This is a genomic window from Staphylococcus sp. IVB6240 (genome assembly GCF_025558425.1).
In the GTDB taxonomy this organism is placed as follows: domain Bacteria; phylum Bacillota; class Bacilli; order Staphylococcales; family Staphylococcaceae; genus Staphylococcus.
This window is the reverse complement of the sequence record NZ_CP094718.1, coordinates 2,022,074-2,041,373: the sequence shown is the minus strand read 5'-3', so window position 1 is coordinate 2,041,373 and position 19,300 is coordinate 2,022,074. Positions and strand designations below refer to the sequence as shown.

20 protein-coding genes and 1 pseudogene are annotated in these 19,300 nt (G+C 36.0%); 16 read left to right on the top strand and 5 right to left on the bottom strand.

Features of this window, described 5'->3' with window-relative positions; genetic code table 11:
- Positions 1-82 precede the first annotated feature (82 nt).
- Complete coding sequence (locus tag MUA88_RS10165) at positions 83-1,027, top strand: cation diffusion facilitator family transporter (RefSeq protein ID WP_262605523.1); 945 nt, start codon at positions 83-85, stop codon at positions 1,025-1,027.
- Between the two features lie 56 nt (positions 1,028-1,083).
- Here MUA88_RS10165 and MUA88_RS10160 read toward each other — a convergent pair whose 3' ends face one another.
- Complete coding sequence (locus tag MUA88_RS10160; RefSeq protein WP_262605522.1) at positions 1,084-2,325, bottom strand: aminoacyltransferase; 1,242 nt, start codon at positions 2,323-2,325, stop codon at positions 1,084-1,086.
- A gap of 222 nt (positions 2,326-2,547) precedes the next feature.
- Between MUA88_RS10160 and MUA88_RS10155 the strand changes: the two genes are divergently transcribed.
- The gene (locus MUA88_RS10155; RefSeq protein ID WP_262605521.1) at positions 2,548-2,970 is read left to right on the top strand and encodes a universal stress protein; all 423 of its coding nucleotides are present in this window, start codon (positions 2,548-2,550) and stop codon (positions 2,968-2,970) included.
- 42 nt (positions 2,971-3,012) lie between these two features.
- Here the strand turns inward: MUA88_RS10155 and MUA88_RS10150 are convergent, their stop codons facing one another.
- A complete protein-coding gene (locus MUA88_RS10150) occupies positions 3,013-3,387 on the bottom strand; it encodes a DUF488 domain-containing protein (protein WP_262605520.1) in 375 nt (124 codons plus the stop codon).
- Positions 3,388-3,483: 96 nt separating this feature from the next.
- On the opposite strand from MUA88_RS10150, the gene cidR reads away from it, so the two are divergent.
- The 11 genes and pseudogenes from cidR (at position 3,484) to MUA88_RS10095 (ending at position 12,747) form a co-directional block, all read left to right on the top strand.
- On the top strand, positions 3,484-4,398 hold the full coding sequence (cidR, locus tag MUA88_RS10145; RefSeq protein WP_262605519.1) for a cidABC operon transcriptional activator CidR: 915 nt from the start codon (positions 3,484-3,486) through the stop codon (positions 4,396-4,398).
- Positions 4,399-4,491: 93 nt separating this feature from the next.
- A complete protein-coding gene (locus tag MUA88_RS10140; RefSeq protein ID WP_262605959.1) occupies positions 4,492-4,884 on the top strand; it encodes a CidA/LrgA family protein in 393 nt (130 codons plus the stop codon).
- Entirely contained in the window at positions 4,881-5,567 is a 687-nt protein-coding gene (locus MUA88_RS10135) for an LrgB family protein (protein WP_262604029.1), read from the top strand. The genes MUA88_RS10140 and MUA88_RS10135 overlap by 4 nt, the downstream gene beginning before the upstream one ends.
- Before the next feature lie 232 nt (positions 5,568-5,799).
- Positions 5,800-5,967 (top strand): hypothetical protein, encoded by a 168-nt coding sequence (locus MUA88_RS10130; protein WP_262604028.1) that lies wholly within the window; start codon positions 5,800-5,802, stop codon positions 5,965-5,967.
- 271 nt (positions 5,968-6,238) lie between these two features.
- Positions 6,239-7,207, top strand: a complete 969-nt coding sequence (locus MUA88_RS10125) for an ABC transporter permease (RefSeq protein WP_262605518.1) — start codon at positions 6,239-6,241, stop codon at positions 7,205-7,207.
- Complete coding sequence (locus MUA88_RS10120; protein ID WP_262605516.1) at positions 7,197-8,156, top strand: iron chelate uptake ABC transporter family permease subunit; 960 nt, start codon at positions 7,197-7,199, stop codon at positions 8,154-8,156. Before MUA88_RS10125 ends, MUA88_RS10120 begins: the two co-directional genes overlap by 11 nt.
- Complete coding sequence (locus MUA88_RS10115; RefSeq protein ID WP_262604025.1) at positions 8,153-8,974, top strand: iron ABC transporter ATP-binding protein; 822 nt, start codon at positions 8,153-8,155, stop codon at positions 8,972-8,974. The genes MUA88_RS10120 and MUA88_RS10115 overlap by 4 nt, the downstream gene beginning before the upstream one ends.
- Positions 8,974-10,014, top strand: a complete 1,041-nt coding sequence (locus tag MUA88_RS10110; RefSeq protein ID WP_262604024.1) for a ferrated catecholamine ABC transporter substrate-binding lipoprotein SstD — start codon at positions 8,974-8,976, stop codon at positions 10,012-10,014. Before MUA88_RS10115 ends, MUA88_RS10110 begins: the two co-directional genes overlap by 1 nt.
- Before the next feature lie 157 nt (positions 10,015-10,171).
- On the top strand, positions 10,172-11,095 hold the full coding sequence (locus tag MUA88_RS10105; protein ID WP_262605515.1) for a hypothetical protein: 924 nt from the start codon (positions 10,172-10,174) through the stop codon (positions 11,093-11,095).
- Between the two features lie 189 nt (positions 11,096-11,284).
- The gene (locus tag MUA88_RS10100) at positions 11,285-11,914 is read left to right on the top strand and encodes a nitroreductase family protein (RefSeq protein WP_262605514.1); all 630 of its coding nucleotides are present in this window, start codon (positions 11,285-11,287) and stop codon (positions 11,912-11,914) included.
- Between the two features lie 135 nt (positions 11,915-12,049).
- Positions 12,050-12,747, top strand: a pseudogene (locus MUA88_RS10095) (GTP pyrophosphokinase).
- Between the two features lie 49 nt (positions 12,748-12,796).
- Here the strand turns inward: MUA88_RS10095 and MUA88_RS10090 are convergent.
- The 3 genes from MUA88_RS10090 to MUA88_RS10080 form a co-directional block, all read right to left on the bottom strand.
- Complete coding sequence (locus tag MUA88_RS10090) at positions 12,797-13,261, bottom strand: M23 family metallopeptidase (protein ID WP_262605513.1); 465 nt, start codon at positions 13,259-13,261, stop codon at positions 12,797-12,799.
- Between the two features lie 366 nt (positions 13,262-13,627).
- The gene (locus MUA88_RS10085) at positions 13,628-14,518 is read right to left on the bottom strand and encodes a CHAP domain-containing protein (protein WP_262604021.1); all 891 of its coding nucleotides are present in this window, start codon (positions 14,516-14,518) and stop codon (positions 13,628-13,630) included.
- Positions 14,519-14,842: 324 nt separating this feature from the next.
- Positions 14,843-15,583, bottom strand: coding sequence for a transglycosylase SLT domain-containing protein (locus tag MUA88_RS10080; RefSeq protein WP_262605512.1), 741 nt, complete (start codon positions 15,581-15,583; stop codon positions 14,843-14,845).
- A 472-nt stretch (positions 15,584-16,055) separates the two neighbouring features.
- Here MUA88_RS10080 and MUA88_RS10075 point away from each other — a divergent pair, with 472 nt between their 5' ends.
- The 3 genes from MUA88_RS10075 to MUA88_RS10065 all read left to right on the top strand — a co-directional run bounded on the left by MUA88_RS10075 (position 16,056) and on the right by MUA88_RS10065 (position 19,263).
- Entirely contained in the window at positions 16,056-17,474 is a 1,419-nt protein-coding gene (locus tag MUA88_RS10075) for a phosphate--AMP phosphotransferase (RefSeq protein WP_262604019.1), read from the top strand.
- A 107-nt stretch (positions 17,475-17,581) separates the two neighbouring features.
- Positions 17,582-18,457: an alpha/beta fold hydrolase gene (locus MUA88_RS10070; protein ID WP_262604018.1), complete on the top strand. Its 876-nt coding sequence runs from the start codon at positions 17,582-17,584 to the stop codon at positions 18,455-18,457.
- Positions 18,458-18,648: 191 nt separating this feature from the next.
- Entirely contained in the window at positions 18,649-19,263 is a 615-nt protein-coding gene (locus tag MUA88_RS10065) for a cyclase family protein (protein WP_262605511.1), read from the top strand.
- Positions 19,264-19,300: the final 37 nt, after the last annotated feature.

The window sequence follows — 19,300 nt, the reverse complement described above, 5'->3', positions numbered from 1 at the left end:
TTTTCAGTATTTCCCGAGCGAGTACCATCATCAACGCCTCTTTTTTATAGTATAGTAGAGAGTAATAAAAGGAGATGATGATATGGCAAGACATCAATATTTTCATCATGTCGAGCATCGAAAACAGCAATCACATTCTAAGTCAACATTATGGCTTTCTCTGATCATTACGCTCATATTTACGATCGTTGAATTCGTCGGTGGACTTGTTTCTAATTCACTTGCTTTACTATCCGATTCATTTCACATGTTAAGTGATGTCGCAGCATTGGGCTTATCCATGGTAGCCATTTATTTTGCGAGTCGTCCACCAACATCTCGCTATACATTCGGATCTTTACGTTTGGAAATACTTGCCGCTTTTCTGAATGGGTTAGCCTTAGTACTCATTTCATTATGGATATTTTACGAAGCCATTGAAAGAATGATTCACCCAAAACCAATCGATAGCCAGTTAATGTTAGGTGTTGCGCTTATCGGTTTATTGGTTAATATTATTTTGACGTATATTCTTGTACGCTCATTAAAAGCAGAAAATAATATTAATATTCAAAGTGCACTTTGGCATTTTATAGGAGATTTATTGAATTCAGTAGGCGTGATTGTAGCAGTTGTATTGATTCACTTTACAGGTATTCAGTTGATCGACCCAATCTTAAGTATCATTATCGCCCTCGTTATTTTGCGTGGTGGATACAAGATAATGCGCAATACTTGGCAAATCTTGATGGAGGCTGTACCAGAAGGACTAGATATTGATGATATTATGAACACGATGACTTCGGTTGAAGGCGTTTTGGATGTTCATGAATTCCATTTATGGTCTATTACAACCGAACATCATTCATTAAGTGCGCATGTGGTTTTAGAAAGCAGTAACAGTGTCGATGCTTATGAAACGATTAATGCGTTAGAACAGTTGTTGAAAGAGAAATATCAATTAGCCCATACGACGTTGCAAGTAGAGCATCTAGATATTAATCACTTGGATGGACAGTACTTTGATCATGTACGGACGAATCAATAATATGAGTGTAAAATAAAGAGAACAACAGGTGAAACATCCTGCTGTTCTCTTATTATTTAGCGTGATCTTAATTTATATAAGCGATAAAGCAACGGATGAACCGGTTTGATAAAGTCGCCCACTAACTCTTCAATATAGCCACCGAACCCTTTTTTGAAGTTGAGTACACCATAATCTGCAGAGTCTTCTGTGAAATCACCTGTTACACCATAAAAGTTATAGCGTGATAACCCTTGTTGTTTTGCATATTGAATCATTTCCCATTGTAGTGAATAACTCCCCATGTAACGATTGAATTCTGGATTCGAGCCACTATACATATAGACAAGTTCATGTGCATTCTCTACAAAAATAGATGCAGCAAGGTGAAGAATATTGCCATGTTTATCTTGGAGAGCTTCTGCGATTGCTTGACGTTTTTTAATACTCTTACAAATAGTTTCTTGATTTTCAAGACGCACACGGCGCTTTTTAGAGTTAGGTGTCTCATCCATATCCTTTTGAAATTGGATGCGTTGCTGTTCGGCTTGTTCAAGTTCTGCTTGTAAACCAGCCAAATGCTGGTCTAGATCAAGATATGCTAACTTCATCATACTTGTAGAAGCATACGTATCTAGGAAGCGACCGATATCTGCTTTTGAAAATGTTGAGAAGCCATGTTTTTCTTCTGCCATTTGATAGAGTGAATGGAAATCATCCAACTCATCACGTGTAAAATCACGTATTTGCACACCCATTTCGCGAGATTTTTTAATATTGCGAGCTGTGTTTCGATCTATTGCTTTTAATAAATCTGGCACCGTTTTATGTTCTAATGGTAGAACGGATAACCAACGTGCCTGGCTTAAGTTACTATAGCCAGTTGTAAAGCCTTGATGTTGATAGCCCAGTGCTTCGAGTTGGGATGTCCAATGACTGTTATCATAGCTTTCTAGCACATCGCCTTTGTGATCGCGTTTATTTTCGATAATATATGGATCAATCAATGCAAAAATACAGCGACGACGGCGAAGATATTTCGTTAATGATTTGAAGAAATAAGCAACCAAAGCTGTATTATGATAGTCCATAACAGGACCACGATGACTGTATACATAGTTGAAAAAACGGAAAAGGGGTGCAGCTGTAAAAAGACCTGCAGCAATAACATTTCCTTGATTATCTTTTACACCAAGTAAATAGACAGTTTTACTATGTTCTTTACGATAACGATAATGTTCAATAGACTGTGTGAATTGACTAAAATGTTGTGTAATAAATTGATGATATTCGTGTTCATTTAGTTCAGTAAAATGCAATAACAACACACCTTTATATGATTAAATTTTTGGATTTTATAGTACATAAATTATTATAAATGATTTAAAACTTATTTAATAGCGGAATCTTGTACTGGGAGGCAATTTGTGAAAGTGTTTTCAAAATGTTACAATAGTATTGAAGAGATGAACGCAATAAAAATTCAATCGTTCGCTAGCACTTTGAATATGAGCGTATGAAACATTTAAGGAGGAATTGCTATGTATAACAACATCCTTGTACCCTATGACTTTGGAAATAGCTTTAACAATGTACCGGAACAACTTGTGAACTTGACACAAGGGAATGAAAATAGTAACATTGTCATCTTCAATGTTATTTCTGAAACAGAACTTGCAAATTATGTACGTTATCAAGGCAAGCATTTTGAAGAAGTTGTTAAAGAAAAAGAAGAAGAACTTAAGCCTTTCTTAGAGAAGCTCGATGAATTGAACTTATCATACTCAGTTAAGTTCACAACAGGTGCCGCGACAAAAGAAATTGTCGTTGAAGTTGAAAAAGGTGACTATGACCTTGTTGTAATGAGTAACAAACGTTCAGAAGTAGATATTAAACACGTACTTGGACATGTGACACATAAGATTGCAAAACGTGTGAATATTCCAGTACTCATTGTAAAATAGGAAATTGAATGAATAAAACGCAGTAGACCTTGTATCAAGTGTCTACTGCGTTTTTATCGTGCCTTTTTCCAAACAGTCACGTAATATGATTGCGTGGTTGTAGGTCGTATCTTTTGCTGCATAAAGCAAAATGATTTTTTTATCAGTATCTGCAGCGATATCGGCAAGTTGCTGGTATGACTCATGTTGTGATGCGTTATTTTGAAGTTCTGCGATGTATTTTTCTTTAAAAGACTCAAACTTTTCTGGATCATGATCAAACCATTGTCTTAATTTTTTTGTAGGACCTACTTCTTTGAGCCAATGATCAAGTTGTGCATCTTTTTTTGCAACACCACGTGGCCATACACGATCGACTAAAATGCGTAAACCAGAACTGGGTTGTTTATCGTAAATACGTTCTATTTTGATTGTCATTATAAAGCCCTCCTTTAACAAAATAAATGACATCAATCATAAGATACCCTTATTATAAAATAATTAATGTAAAATGTTTAAAAGTGAGGTGGAAATATGGACATTAAACAAATGACTTACTTTGTAGAAGTTGTGAAACAAGGTGGCATGACACGTGCAGCAGAAACACTGTATATCGCACAACCAACGATAAGTAAGGCAATTAAAGAATTAGAGGCTGAATTAGGAGAGCCGTTGTTTGATCGAACGAAACGCCAATTGAGTTTGACGGATGTTGGGCATGTATTTTTCGACAAAGCATCTGAAATTTTATTGCTGTATGAAAATTTACCGAATGCTATTCAGAGTGTGTTAGGTATTAAGACGGGACATATTTCAATTGCGCTGTCTGCTATTATGGATATGCCGCGTTTTACAGAAGTTTTGGGGTTATTTCATCAAAAATACCCAAATGTTACATTCAGTCTTGTAGAAAATGGTGGGAAGACCATCGAAGCGAAAGTTTTCAATGGTGATATTAGCCTTGGCGTTACATCATTACCTGTCGATAGTACACGATTTGATGCATTCCCATTATACGCAGAACAATTCGAAGTGGTGGTACATCGATCACATCACTTAGCACAACGAGAATCCGTCACTTTGTCTGATTTGCGAAATGAAGATTTTATTCTTTTCAATGAAGATTTTTACTTGAATGACCGTATTATTGCAGCGACACGTAAATCGGGATTTGTACCGAACATCGTATCCCGTATTTCACAATGGCATTTTATAGAACATTTATTAACTGCAAAAATGGGCATTAGTATCTTACCAGAGACGATTTGTCGTATTATTCGTCAAAATGAAGATGTACGTGTGATTCAGTTGCAAGATGAGACATTGCATTGGGAGATGGGTGTCATTTGGAAGAAAGATACGCCACTTAACCATGCAGCTAAAATGTTTTTAGATTACTTGAATATTCACCTCCCTTTAATCGAAGCAGCACATAAAGATGATGTATAGATAAAAGTAATAGTTCGTATGAATAAGATGTATTTTTATAATGGATAACTCCGGTCTATAATGAATATATCGAAACGAAGAGAGGTGAGTTGGATGACTGCATTGAAATATCTGAATGTGATATGGCAAATTTCCCTGATTTACGGTATCACACGTTTAGGTAACTGGATTCAATCATTTTTCCACATTCCTCTTGCAGGAAGTATTGTAGGACTTATCTTGTTCTATACTTTGCTGCAACTCAAAATTGTACGCATCACGTGGGTTAAAGATGGTGCAAACTTCCTACTTGCGACAATGGTGTTTTTCTTCGTTCCATCTGTGATAGGTGTGATGGACGTTATCACTGAGATTGATTTGAACTTTATTATCTTTTTCTCATTAGTTGTCATCGGTACATTGCTCGTCGCATTAACTTCAGGAATAGTGGCTGAAAAAATGACGATGGGTAAAGTTTTCGATAAAGGACCCCATCGACACGTATGACATCATTACAGACAATAACAATGATTGCGCTCACAATTGTTATGTATATGGTGGCGAAAAAGCTTTATAACAAGTTCAAAACACCAATCCTGAACCCCGCATTGGTGGCATCACTCGGTGTGATAGCGATACTTCTTCTATTCCATATTGACTATCATACCTACATGGTTGGAGGTAAGTGGATTAACCACTTACTGAGTTGTACTGTGGTGTGCTTAGCATACCCCTTGTATGTAAACAGACATAAGATCGTAAAAAACCTTAAAACAATCCTGATGAGCGTGGTAACTGCTGTAATATTGAACTTTTCCCTGATTTTTTTCTCACTCAAATTACTCGGTTATCATCGTGAAGAAATCGTGACACTACTACCCCGTTCGATTACCGCTGCAGTCGGTATTCAAGTGTCACATCAACTAGGCGGTGAAGATACTATCACCATTATGTTTATCATCGCAACAGGATTACTTGGAAGTATGTTAGGTGCTTTTCTAATCCGTATGACGCATTTTAAATCTGCCATTGCGCGTGGTATGACTTTTGGAAATGCTTCTCATGCCTTTGGGACTGCCCGAGCCCTAGAGATGGATTTAGAATCTGGCGCATTCAGCTCTATCGGTATGATACTCTCTGCCGTATTGAGTTCAGTCATGCTCCCCGTATTATTAATGTTGTTTTATTAAATTGATTCGCATCACCATGGCAATCCCCCAAATTGCTGTGGTGATTTTTTATTTGAAGCAAATTTATGGATATAAACGAAATTGTCACAATTTATACATATTTTAAGTAAATAATATCATTTATTTCATAGAGAGAAGATCATTTGGGTGTTGCGTTTATCAGTCCCAATACTTATATATTTGTGGTAAGATAAGCAAGTAAAATGTGGAGAATGAGGAGTGTGTTGATGGCATGTCAGTGTTATTAATCGTGTTAGCCATTGCTGTGATCATCAGTTGGATCATTGCAGTTCGCTCATTAGTGAAAGCGACAAAAGGCAACAATTCAACAAACTTAGTGATTATTGCAGCTGTTCTAACAACAATATATTTGATGTTGTTATTTATTGGTAGAGGTTAAAAATAAAAGAAAATTATGTGTGAAATGGCGTACAGAAGATATTAAAAATGTACGTGATTTCACACTTTTTTTATTGCTATGAAAACGTTAAAAAAGTCAATATTATATTTGGATAAATTTAAAAATAAATTTTCGCAAAATAAGAAACTTAATGATTAATAATCAAAAAATACGATTGCGAATTATGGATAATGGTGGTAAAATTGAACTGATAATGATTTTCATTTACATTGTCATTATCATTGATTGTTTGTTAAAAGGAGACAGAGTGATGCGTAATTTAATGAATGGCTATGTGTTGTTTGCAGTACTCTGTGTTCTGACTGTGTGTTCTTTGTTTATTGGTGTGAGTAGTGTGCCAATCCGTGCACTATTTACGTTCAATGAGCATCAACTTAATATCTTGTTCGCAAGTCGAATTCCTCGTACGGTGAGTATTTTAATCTCAGGAAGTACATTGGCACTCTCAGGCTTAATTATGCAACAGATGATGCAAAATAAGTTTGTGAGTCCAACGACAGCCGGCACAATGGAATGGGCAAAGTTAGGGGTTCTTATTTCTCTACTCTTCTTCCCATCGCAACATATTCTGATAAAACTTGCTTTTGCAGTTGTATGTAGCGTAGGCGGTACTTTCTTATTTGTTCAAATGATTCAGCGCATTAAGTTCAAAGATGTTATCTTTGTTCCGCTGATCGGTATTATGTTGGGTGGCATTGTCTCAAGTTTTTCAACATTTTTAGCATTGCGTACCAATGCCGTCCAAAGTCTTGGAAACTGGTTAAACGGTAACTTTGCTGTGATTACAAGTGGACGTTATGAGATTTTATATCTCAGTATACCGCTATTGATCCTTACATATTTATTTGCCAACCAATTTACCATCGCTGGTATGGGACGTGATTTCAGTAAAAACTTAGGACTGAATTACGATCTTATTATGAATATTGGCTTGTTTATTACTGCGACGATTACAGCGTTAGTGCTTGTAACAGTAGGGACATTGCCATTTTTAGGCTTAATTGTGCCAAACATTGTTTCAATATTCCGAGGCGATCATTTGAAAAACGTATTGCCACATACAGCAATGCTCGGAGCTATTTTTGTACTCATCTCAGATATTTTAGGTCGTGTCATCGTGTATCCATACGAAATTAACATCGGCTTAACGATTGGTGTCTTTGGAACATTTATCTTTATCATTATGTTGATAAGGGGGCGACGTCATTATGTCCAATAAACCATTACAGAAGCTGTTGATATTAGCTGTGGTTACATTGATTGTTGCGGCGTGCTATTTGTTCATCGGTATTGACTATGAAATATTTGAATATCAAGTGATGAGTCGTTTGCGTAAGTTTATTCTGATTATCCTTGTCGGTGCAGCAATTGCAGCATCAACCGTTGTATTCCAAGCGATTACAGTGAACCGTTTATTAACGCCTTCGATCATGGGGTTAGATGCCGTTTATCTGTTTAGTAAAGTATTGATATTATTTGTCTTTGGTGCAGGTTCTATCTTTATTACAAACTTCTATTTAAACTTTACAATTTCGCTTGTTGCAATGGTGATTTTTGCACTTATTCTATTTGAAGGGATATTCAGAGTCGGGCAATTTTCCGTTTATTTTATTCTCTTGATTGGTGTTATACTCGGGACATTCTTCCGTAGTATTACAGGATTCTTTGAGTTATTAATTAACCCGGAAGATTTCCTTGTTGTACAGAGCGCCATGTTTGCTAATTTTGATGCATCGAATCCAAAACTTGTGACAATTTGTGGTGTGATTTTAGTTGTACTATTAATTGTAACTTTCGTGATGATGCCATACATGGACGTCCTATTACTCGGCCGTGCGCAAGCGATTAATTTAGGAATTTCATACAGCAACTTAACACGCTTTTTATTAATTATTGTGGCGTTAATGGTTGCGATTGCTACAGCTTTAGTGGGTCCTATTACATTTCTTGGGCTGCTAACAGTGAACTTGGCACATGAGTTGATGAAAACATTTGAACACAAATATATGTTACCGGCAACGATATTCATTAGCTGGATTAGCTTATTTATTGCACAGTGGATCGTAGAGAATCTCTTTGAAGCAACGACGCAAATTAGTATTTTAATTAATTTAATTGGCGGTATTTACTTTATTTATCTATTGATGAGAAGGAGGACAACAGCATGATAAGCATTCGTGGATTGAATCAATCAATTGACAATAAACAGATATTGACGGATATCAATGTCGATGTTCATAAAGGTAGACTCACTTCACTCATCGGACCCAATGGAGCAGGTAAAAGCACATTGTTATCAGCCATTAGTCGATTGAATGATTATGATTCAGGTGAGATCACAATTGAAGATAAACGCTTAGAAGATTATGGTGATAATGTCTTAGCGAAACAACTTTCAATTTTGAAACAAACGAATCATACAGAATTAAATATTACGGTGGAACAACTGGTAAACTTTGGGCGCTTCCCTTATTCAAAAGGTTATTTGAAGAAAGAAGATAAAGAAAAAGTGGATGAAGCTATTTCGTTGCTCAAGTTGGATGAGATTCGCCATCGATACTTGAAGACGCTATCAGGTGGACAGCGTCAACGTGCTTACATTGCGATGACGATTGCACAAGATACAGATTATATCTTACTCGACGAACCGTTGAATAATCTAGATATGAAACACTCTGTACAAATCATGCAGACGTTACGTGAATTGGCAGCTTTCCATGATAAAACGATTGTCGTTGTTTTACATGACATTAACTTTGCATCTGTTTATTCTGATGACATTGTGGCGTTAAAAGATGGAAAAATCGTCAAAGCAGCAGATAAACGAGATGTCATTAATTCGTCTGTTTTAAGAGAATTATATGAAATGGACGTTAAAATCGAAACAATTCGGGGACAACAAATTTGTATTTATTTTGATGAACTACCATGTATGTATCATCAAATCCAAAATAAGAATTTAGTTGAGCTAACAGGAGGAAAATGATGAAAAAGTTAGGTTTATTAGTTGTATTCGCAATGATGCTTGTATTAGTAGCATGCGGTAATAATAGTAGCAGTGATGAAAAAACAGAAAGCAAAGATAGTAATGAACAAAAAACAGTAGAAGTTAAAAATGACTTCATGATTGCTGGCGAAGCTGAAGACGGTAGTGAAGACAAAGAATATAAAGATACAGTAAAAGTTCCAGTGAACCCTAAGAAAGCGGTTGTATTTGATTACGGTACAGCAGATACAATGAAAGAACTTGGTTTACAAAGCAGCATTGCAGCATTACCAAAAGGGGAAGATGGTTCATCATTACCTGACTTTTTATCAGAATTTAAAGATGAGAAATATGAAAACGTGGGTACTTTAAAAGAAGTAAACTACGATGCAGTAGCAAAAGTAAAACCTGACGTTATCTTCTTATCATCACGTACAGCAAATCAACAAACAATTGATGAGTTGAAAAAAGCAGCACCAAAAGCAGCACTAGTATACATGGGTGCAGACTACAGCAAATATGTAGACTCAATGAAAATGAACGCTGAAACACTTGGTAAAATTTACGACAAAGCAGATGAAACGAAAAAATTAAACGAAGACATGGATAAGAAAATTGCTGAAATGAAAAAACATACAAAAGACTTAGATAAAAAAGCAATGTACTTATTAGTGAACGAAGGCGAGTTATCAACTTATGGTGCTGGTGACCGTTTTGGTGGTTTCGTATTTGATACATTAGGTTTCAAACCTGCAGACGACAACGTTAAATCAAGTGGTCATGGTCAAAATGTAACAAACGAATATGTAAGTGAGAAAAATCCTGATATCATCTTCGCAATGGACCGCGGTCAAGCAATCGGTGGTAAATCAACAGCAAAACAAGTACTTGGCAACGATGTTATCAAAGATGTTAATGCAATTAAAAATGGTGAAGTTGTAGAAGTAGATCCTAAATTATGGTACTTCGCATCAGGTTCAGTAACAACAACAGTGAAACAAGTTGATGAACTTGAAAAAGGTTTAAAATTAGATAAATAATGATCTAAAGGCTAGAGCGATATCGTTCTAGCCTTTTTGAATATTGGAATTTCTAAACATATAAGTTTATTTTTATTTAAATACCTTATATGTTTAAAGGACACTTTTATGTTTATTTAGCAGCTTATTTGAGAGTGTACTTTTAAATTTTGTTATAATGATGGTAATCAACCGATTAAATGAGAGTGTGAGTGAAATGGTAAAAGTATTAGTTTTAACAGATGGTCGTGCGTATACAGATCGTTATGTCAATGCGTTACTTGCAGATAGTCATGATGTCTATGTACAAGTCGCACCTGGTGTGACACAAGCTACACAGGGGAAAACGAAGGTCATTGATTTATTTAATGTGGCTGAAATTCAACACGCATTAACAGATATTGCATTTGTGGCTATCATCGGGGAACCTATACAGTCCTACACAGATTTAACACAGGCCAATCAACAAGATAGACGACAGTTAATCTATGAAAATATTGCAAGTGCAGTCAGCCAATCCTCAGTAAAACATCTGCTTGTGATACAATCAAAGCCAGTGAAGGTACTAAAAGAGATCGTTACAGCGTATGATTTGCCAGTGACTTATGAAACACGTCATACAAAACATTTGCGACAAGGTGGTAGTGTCTTATCACAAGTGACACGAGATATTCATACAGTTCGCTCAATACAAGGTTTAACGATACCAGAAGGCATTACAATGGAAGGGGCCTTATCGTTTTACGGTCGTTTCTTAAGAACTTTGAATGGACGACTCGTTAATGGTGTCTATGATGGTGAAAACTTTACTGTTGTATTAGCACCTTTTAGAATTCCTTTAATACGAATGAAGCATGCTGAACATAGTGATCGAATGAATGGTATCGTCATGAATATTACTGGTGGCTTACTCATAGGAGCAAGTGCACGTCAAGCGCGATTTGAAATACGCCGTTTTCGATATGATGCAACACAGTGCCTTATCGGATTGCATGATTTTGTACCACGTCTACCTTGGAATATCTATAGATTAACCCAAGCGCCCATTCATGTAGTTGTATCACTCTTATTCAGAAAATATTGGGAGAAGTTCCAACAATAATAGAAAACGTATTGGATATGAGATGATGAAATCTTTCGTAATAAGGAAGATTTTAATCCCAATTCCGATGCGTTTTTATTTTTAAATGTCGAGTGATTGTGTAAGCTTTTAAGTTTGAATGTAACGACTTGATAAAATATAATAATAGAGGACTTAAAACACGAGATATAAATAAAAGGAGTTATCATGATGACAGTAAGAAATGACTTTGAAGATATATTGATGGGGCGACGTTCTGTGAAAGTATTCGACCCAGAAGTTAAAATTCCACATGAGGAAATGGATGAAATCCTTCAAAAAGCAACGAAAGCACCCTCTTCAATTAATATGCAGCCATGGCGCTTTGTCGTTGTTGAATCTGAAGAAGGTAAAGATAAGTTACGACCACTTGTTCAGTTTAATACACGCCAAAATGATTCATCTGCAGCGATGATTGTTATTTTTGGTGATATGTTAAATTATGAATATGCAGAAGACATCTATGGTTCTGCAGTAGAACAAGGCTTTATGCCAGAAGAAATTAAAGATGAGCTTGTAGGCCGCTTTGTAGATATGTATAAACAACTTACACCAGCACAAATGAATGATATTGTTAAAGTGGATAGCAGTTTAGCAGCCATGCAGTTAATGCTTGTAGCACGTCAATATGGCTATGATACCAATCCAATTGGTGGTTTTGATCATGCACATATTGCAGAAACATTTAGCCTAGATCCAGAACGCTACGTACCTGTTGTGATTGTTGCAATCGGTAAAGGTGTTGAAGAAGGTAAACGTTCATCACGTTTACCAGTAGATAAGATTCGTACCTATCATTAGGTTATAAATCATATGAAGAGTCATTAGCGTATTGAGCGTTAATGGCTTTTTGTTTAGCAAAGTTGTACTTACTTTCATCTTTGTAAAATACATAGTAAGCTAAAGAAGAATATATTAAAGTTTGGAGTGAATGTCATGTTTGTTGAGAAAACAGCACCCCTGAATATAGAAAACTTAAAGAAATAGCAGCATATACAAATCAAAGTTTAGATATGACAGATAGTTTTGAACAAGTATTACAATTTGTAGAGTTAGAACATATATATGGTGCTGCTTTAGAAGAAATTAGTACGAAACTTCGTATTTTAGATGAAGATTTCCAATTGAAAACAGCGCATAACCCAATTCATCATATGGAACGTCGTGTAAAAAAATTACCGAGTCTCATCCAAAAGTTAAAACGTAAAGGATTAGCACTCAATGCAGATACTGCGAAAGATACGATTTATGACATAGCAGGTATACGTGTGATCTGTAATTATTTAGATGATATCTATACAGTGGAGAAACTTTTATTACAGCAATCAGATATTAAACTGTTAAAGCGTAAAGATTATGTTGCATCACCTAAAGAGAATGGTTATAAAAGTTTACATCTTGTTGTAACAGTACCTCTATTTTTAACAGATGGTGTTGTAGAGACACCAGTAGAGATTCAACTACGTACGATTGGTATGGATATGTGGGCAAGCTTAGAACATAAGTTACATTACAAGTCATTTAAAGATACAGGAAGCTACCGTCATTTATTAAAAGAATGTGCTGATGAAATCGCAAGTGTAGAAGATAAAATGCAACGTGTACATATGGATATTCAACAAGATGATTATTAATCATATCAATCAAAAACCCTCTTCAGTTCAAGGCTGGAGAGGGTTTTAGTTATTCAATACGAAAAAGACTATATTGTTTATCTGGTAGTGTTTCTACATAAGGTTCCGGGTCAATAGCATAATCATTACCAATCCCACCGTCCATGCGTTGAAAGTGTAGATGTGGACCTGTTGTAAACTCACCTGTATTTCCTGATTTTCCGATGACATCACCTTGATGTACAACTTGACCTTCTTTAACTGCAAAGGCATTAAGGTGTCCATACCATTGATAATGTGTCCCATTGGTTTCTTGTAGTTCAATCATTTTTCCACCGTACTTGTCGTTCATTGTTCTTGTAATCGTCCCATCTGAGGCGGCAAGGATAGGTGTATTCTCTGGTAAATAATAATCAACACCGTAGTGACGTGTATTTCCATTAAATGAAAGACCATTTTTGTAATGACCAAATGGTTGTGTTTGTCGATCAGGCTTTAGCATATGACGTCCCGTTTCTTCATACCAATCAGTCACGGGTTTAAAGAGTGTTTCATGATGTTTATAAACCCAGAGGCATACAGAAGAAATGAGCAGTATATAGAAACACGAAATAATAAAACGTTTCATAGATGTTTCCTTTATAAAGCGTTGTAATAAGATATGCGTTTCATTGTATAGGTATTCTCTGCTCATGGCAATTAAATCGCTTATAGCAGGGGAGATTGAGTAGAATGGATGAATGAAAACAATGTTTTGTCACCATTCATTTTAGCATCTTATTTTATTATATATATGAAAGAAACACCTTAATCCTTAAGAAAGTGCAGTATAAGGTGTGAGAGAAGACCAAAAAAGAGGCGAGACATCTGTCTCACCTCTTAGAATATTCTATGTTATGAATTAGTGAATGAAGTTATGTGAAGCTGCTTGGCTTGCTGATAAAGTACGTGTGCTTACTTGACCAACACCAGTGTAGTTCATTTCAGAAACTGTTACTGAACCGTTTGAACCTACATTTTCAACGTAAGCAACGTGACCGTAACCACCAGCTGTTGTTTGCATGATTGCACCAACTGCAGGTGTGTTGTTTACAGTGTAACCAGCTGAACGTGCTGCGTTAGCCCAGTTGTTTGCATTGCCCCAAAGTGAACCAACACGGCCACCTGAACGTTCGTATGCATAGTAAGTACATTGACCAGCTGTGTAAAGGTTACCTTGACCACCTTTACCATAAGTTAAACCAGTTGCTGCAGGAGCATTAGTAGCTGCTGGCGCTGTAGTTGTAGTAGTAGTCGTTGTTGTAGTTGTGTAGTTATATCCAGCGTTGTTTGCAGGAGCTGCTGCTGGTTGTTGTGTATAGTTAGCGTTTGAAGTTGTGTAAGGAACAGCTTCAACATAGTTTGCTGATTGTGCATTATAGTTGTAGTCAGCGTTATCAACACTTGTTGTGTTTTCAAATACTGGTGTAGCTACTGAAGTGTTTTCAGTTGCGTAGTCATAATCAGCATTTTCACTTGAATAATAGTAGTAGTTGTATGCACCGTTTTCGTCAACAACGTAGAATTTGAATTCGCCGTTATTGAACATTGATGGGTTCCAGTTACCATCTAAAGTGTGGTGTTTGTTACCATTCGCATCTACAGTTACGTAGTCACCTGTAGATTGAGAGTATGTAGTTGTATATTGATCGTTTGTGTTAAGTTGTTCAGCTGCTGATGCGTCATCTGCTGTAGCAGCACCGAATGTAACTAAGCCTAAAGTAGCGATTGTAGCAGTAGTTAATTTTTTCATGATTAAAAAGTCTCCTCTGTCGTTTCTTTTTCATATTGTCTGAAAGCATCATAGCATATAATATTTCCGAATTGAACACTTGTAAACATTTTTATGTCTGAATGTAACATAACTGAAACAAAAGAAAAAATACTGAATCATTTCATATTCAGAGTGTCATATAGCTATTTGATACTGTGATTTCGTAGTGCATAAGTGGCATAATAAAGTATCATAAAAGTGTTTTGTTCGTTTTATGATGAATAATATCTCGATTGAGTAGGGTTAAAACCCATAAAAAAAGAGCCTCTATCTCGAGACTCTTTTTAAGTTGTTAAAAGTTGCTTAGAAGCCCCAAGCACTTAAACCTTGCGCGTTGTAAGCTTTTGTAGCAGCAGCGATTTGTTGTTCATAAGAACCAGTTGGACCCCAACCTGGCATAGTTTGGAATAAACCTGAAGCACCTGATGGGTTGTAAGCATTTAATTGACCGTTAGATTCACGAGCAATGATTGCTTCCCAAGTTGATGCTGAAACGCCTGTACGTGAAGCCATTTCTTGTGCAGCACGTGATCCAACAGAACCAGCAGTGTTACCATTTGCTAATCTTACGTTAGAAGTTTGAGCTGTGTTGTAGTTGTAAGATGATGATGCAGGTGCTGATGTTTGAGTTGTTGGTGCAGCTTGTGCAGCTGGCTCATATGAATATGATTGTTGTTGTGTTTGAACATATGATGCATCGTTAGATTCTGATTGTGTCATTGCAACGTTACTTACGTCAGCAATTTCAGCAGGTTGTGCCATTGAAGTTGTTCCTTCAAATGTATCGTATGCACTGTATTCATAACCGAAGTATACACCATCTGACCAGAAGTGGTAGTTTACACCGTCTAAAGTGAATTTGTAGTCGTACGCACCAGCGTGGATAGCTTGTTCACTTAATGATGGGTCGTTATTTAAAGCTAATTGTGCTAATTCTGCTTTGTTAATTTGTTCTTCAGCTGCGTGTGCATCTGTTGTATGTGTAGCAACGCCTGTTGCTCCGATTGCTAATGCTAATGATGAAGCTAATAATGTTTTTTTCATAATAAATAAGTCCTCCAATAAATAGTTGCTTATTTTCATTTTCAAAAAGTTATGTGTAAAAAATTCAACAACCACACTCTACCAAGCAAAAAAGCTTTTGTAAATGGCTGTCTAGTAACAAAACATTACAAAAAGATTTCATTCAGAGCGATTGTAATCTGTATGTTATAAGATTTATAGTGAAAAAAGTAAACAGAATGAGTTTTAAAAGTTGGTATTAAAGGCTTTTTAGTAAAAAGTCGGAAATATCTGATATATTACGAATGTTACAAAGAAAAGTGGAATTGTAATGTAAAAATTCTTCATTTAAATAGCGAAATGATAAATTTTCTCTGGAATTTTAAATATAATTCGCATTTTTCAAGGAGGTTTTTAATGTAAAAACACCAATGATCAGTCATAAATGAAACTGGATTCGTCATTGCTAAGGAGATTTTTCTTTCAGTATAATAGAAGTAATAGGGGTGATAATATGAACGAAAAAATTGAACGATTACAATTGAAAGCAGCAGAATTAACACGAAAAACGCATGCATTAGGGATTCCAGTGATGATTGTTTTTGAAGGCGTACCAGCATCTGGAAAGACACGATTAGCCAATGAATTACTTCTCACATTAGATGCTAAATACACACATTTTATTGCAACAAAGACACCCTCTGACGAAGATTTGCGTTATCAGTTTTTACAGAAGTTTTGGGAGACATTGCCTTCTAAAGGAGATATTAATATCTATTTTCGTAGTTGGTATGCACAGTATATCGACTATAAAGTACATGGTATTAAACAATCCGTTCTAAAAAACTATGATCATTTGTATCATGATATCGAATCTTTTGAGAAGATGCTGATTGAAGATCATCATGAATTAATAAAATTTTACATCAATATAGATGAAGAAAAGCGTCAAGAACATATTACTCAAATGAAAGAAAATCCTTTGACGAATTGGAAAGCACAAGAATTTGAGCGTGTTATACCATCTAATGTCTATCGAGATACGTTTAAGCCATTGTTGAATGATGATTGGAAAATGATTGATTATACAGAACGTGAAAGTGCCATTGAACAGATGTATAATCATTTGATTAAGCGTTTGGAACGTGCAATCAAAGCTTATGAAAAGCGCGAACGTGTCGTTGAAGCTGATTTTACAGAAGGTTTTCAAACGGATATGTTCAATCCAGCAACAACCAAAGTTAAAAAACGAACATACGAGTCAGTGATTGAAGCATTACAAAAACGATTGAGAGAGTTACAATTCGCCTTATACGAACGAAAGATTCCACTTGTCTTAGTATATGAAGGTATGGATGCTGCTGGAAAAGGTGGAAACATTAAACGTGTACGCCAGTTGCTTGATCCGACTGGCTATGAAGTGAATACAACAAGTGCCCCAACAGATGTAGAATTGAATCATCATTATTTATGGCGTTTTGCTAAAGCGATGCCAAAGAGTGGACATATCAGTATTTTTGATCGTAGTTGGTATGGACGTGTATTGGTAGAACGTGTGGAAGGATTTGCCACTCAAAATGAATGGTCTCGTGCGTATGATGAAATTAATGAATTTGAAAAAATGTGGACGCATGATGGTGCTATTATATTGAAGTTCTTCTTGTCACTAGATAAAGATGAACAGTTGAAGCGCTTTGAAGATCGTCAAAAAAATCCAGATAAACAATGGAAGATTACAGATGAAGATTGGCGTAACCGTGAGAAATGGGATATGTACTTGGAAGCGAGTCATGATATGATTGTCAAAACGAATACAGCACATGCACCATGGCTTGTGGTACCGGCAGATCATAAGAAAACCGCACGTATTCAAGTATTGAAATATATCATTCAAAAATGTGAAGAAAAGCTTTGGGGTGTCAAACAATATTAAGAATTAAGTCTTTAGCAGCATTATCAAAATGACGAGTATCTACTATAATATATAAGTATTATATTTATTGAAAACAAATCATATTTTAAAGAGTAAGAGGATAGATTATGTCACTAAACAATTATGAACAAACAGTTATGACATTAAAAGATCATGACGATGCACAGTTAGAAATTGTGACGATGGGGAATACAGAGTCAGATAAAGCAGTCGTATTAATCCATGGTGCTGTGATGAATTACAAGATTATGACTGTATTTTCCAAGTACATACATGATGTACGTTTAATTTTTATTAATTGTCCAGGTCGTGGTGAGAGTAGTGAATTGGCACGTGCTTCACATAGCTTAGTCGACTATGCCACACGTATCAATGAAGCATTGGTATCTATTGTGAGTGAAGCAAAAATTCAAGAATTAGCGATTATTGGCTATTCAATGGGAGGACTCATCGCAACAAAACTGGCAGGTTATAATACATTACCGATTAAGCAACTGGTCTATCTGAATAGTGCTGCTAAGATTGATATTAAGGAATTGCGCATTTCTAAGCTGCTTTTAGAACTCGTTAAAGATATGAAGTCAGATAATCAAGATGGGATGGTTAAAAGTATTCCAGAGCTGGTGTTGGATCAAGGTATCTCTAAAAAACATGAAAATACGACAAACTTTACAGATTATTTTGCGCCAGTCGATGCCATGGTAACCGATTTGTTGTATACACTCGGCTCAGATTATTTGGCAGATATTGATAAAATTGTGCATATGCCAGATGTGTTGTTCTTATTAGGAGAGGATGATGTCATATTCCCGAACAAAGACTCTGCAGAAATACTTGAAAAGTTTGAATCATTGGGGGCCAGTGTGCGCAGTGTAATATATCCGGAAGTAGGGCATTTGGACTTTTTGCGTGTGCTCGATAAAACGCATGATGGTGCGTTACAAAGTATTGAATCAAATATTAATGAGTGGTTAAGCAACTAGTTCATAAGTTACGAATATAGAAAAGGAAAAGAGACGTGTTACAATAAAGTCTTTGAGTGAGAACAAAGATTTTTGTAGCACGTCTTTTGTCATATATAAAAATTTTAAACTTTTATTAAAATTTATGTTGTCAATATAGCTTTAGGCGTTTACTCTTATACATAAGATATTTTGGAAAAGAGGTGATGATCATGTGGGTGGATATTACACATACATTAGAAGAAACGATTGCACCATGGCCTGGAGACCCTGCTTTTAAGCTGCACTATTTTACAACGAAAGCAGAAAATGGCAGTGCCAATATCGCTGAAATCAAGGGCAGTAACCATATTGGGACACATATTGATGCCGCAAAACATGTCTCCGATGAAGGTTGGACTGTTGATCAAATAGATGTGCAACGTTTAATAGGTGATGCAACATTACTATCATTTACGGATAGGACGTTCATTACCCGGGAAGATTTGGTACAACAACAGATTGAAGGTACCATTCTATTGTTGAAAACACGCACAGTATCTGATCCGACTACTTTTCCATCTGTCATTACAACGTTATCGGGAGAGGCGATTGACTATTTAGCAGAAATTGGGATACAAGTGATTGGGGTTGATATCCCTTCAGTTGATACGCTAGATTCCGAAACATTAGACAATCATCATCGTTTAGCAAGTCATCAAATGTACCATATCGAAAATTTACGATTAGATGATGTAACAGCAGGACAGTATCGCTTTATCGGCTTACCACTGAAGATTAAAGATGGGAATGCCGCCTATTTGCGTGCAGTTGTTCAGAAAAAGTAAAATAGCATTTAGAGATTAAGAAAGATATGGGGAACTT

What these genes read in the sequence shown, in the direction of transcription:
- MUA88_RS10165 (WP_262605523.1), top strand. Translation starts at nt 83, where the DNA reads ATGGCAAGACATCAATATTTTCATCATGTCGAGCATCGAAAACAGCAA.
- MUA88_RS10155 (WP_262605521.1), top strand. Translation starts at nt 2,548, where the DNA reads ATGTATAACAACATCCTTGTACCCTATGACTTTGGAAATAGCTTTAAC.
- MUA88_RS10150 (WP_262605520.1), bottom strand. Translation starts at nt 3,387, where the DNA reads ATGACAATCAAAATAGAACGTATTTACGATAAACAACCCAGTTCTGGT.
- cidR (WP_262605519.1), top strand. Translation starts at nt 3,484, where the DNA reads ATGGACATTAAACAAATGACTTACTTTGTAGAAGTTGTGAAACAAGGT.
- MUA88_RS10140 (WP_262605959.1), top strand. Translation starts at nt 4,492, where the DNA reads ATGACTGCATTGAAATATCTGAATGTGATATGGCAAATTTCCCTGATT.
- MUA88_RS10135 (WP_262604029.1), top strand. Translation starts at nt 4,881, where the DNA reads ATGACATCATTACAGACAATAACAATGATTGCGCTCACAATTGTTATG.
- MUA88_RS10130 (WP_262604028.1), top strand. Translation starts at nt 5,800, where the DNA reads ATGTCAGTGTTATTAATCGTGTTAGCCATTGCTGTGATCATCAGTTGG.
- MUA88_RS10125 (WP_262605518.1), top strand. Translation starts at nt 6,239, where the DNA reads ATGCGTAATTTAATGAATGGCTATGTGTTGTTTGCAGTACTCTGTGTT.
- MUA88_RS10120 (WP_262605516.1), top strand. Translation starts at nt 7,197, where the DNA reads ATGTCCAATAAACCATTACAGAAGCTGTTGATATTAGCTGTGGTTACA.
- MUA88_RS10115 (WP_262604025.1), top strand. Translation starts at nt 8,153, where the DNA reads ATGATAAGCATTCGTGGATTGAATCAATCAATTGACAATAAACAGATA.
- MUA88_RS10110 (WP_262604024.1), top strand. Translation starts at nt 8,974, where the DNA reads ATGAAAAAGTTAGGTTTATTAGTTGTATTCGCAATGATGCTTGTATTA.
- MUA88_RS10105 (WP_262605515.1), top strand. Translation starts at nt 10,172, where the DNA reads ATGATGGTAATCAACCGATTAAATGAGAGTGTGAGTGAAATGGTAAAA.
- MUA88_RS10100 (WP_262605514.1), top strand. Translation starts at nt 11,285, where the DNA reads ATGACAGTAAGAAATGACTTTGAAGATATATTGATGGGGCGACGTTCT.
- MUA88_RS10085 (WP_262604021.1), bottom strand. Translation starts at nt 14,518, where the DNA reads ATGAAAAAATTAACTACTGCTACAATCGCTACTTTAGGCTTAGTTACA.
- MUA88_RS10080 (WP_262605512.1), bottom strand. Translation starts at nt 15,583, where the DNA reads ATGAAAAAAACATTATTAGCTTCATCATTAGCATTAGCAATCGGAGCA.
- MUA88_RS10075 (WP_262604019.1), top strand. Translation starts at nt 16,056, where the DNA reads ATGAACGAAAAAATTGAACGATTACAATTGAAAGCAGCAGAATTAACA.
- MUA88_RS10070 (WP_262604018.1), top strand. Translation starts at nt 17,582, where the DNA reads ATGTCACTAAACAATTATGAACAAACAGTTATGACATTAAAAGATCAT.
- MUA88_RS10065 (WP_262605511.1), top strand. Translation starts at nt 18,649, where the DNA reads ATGTGGGTGGATATTACACATACATTAGAAGAAACGATTGCACCATGG.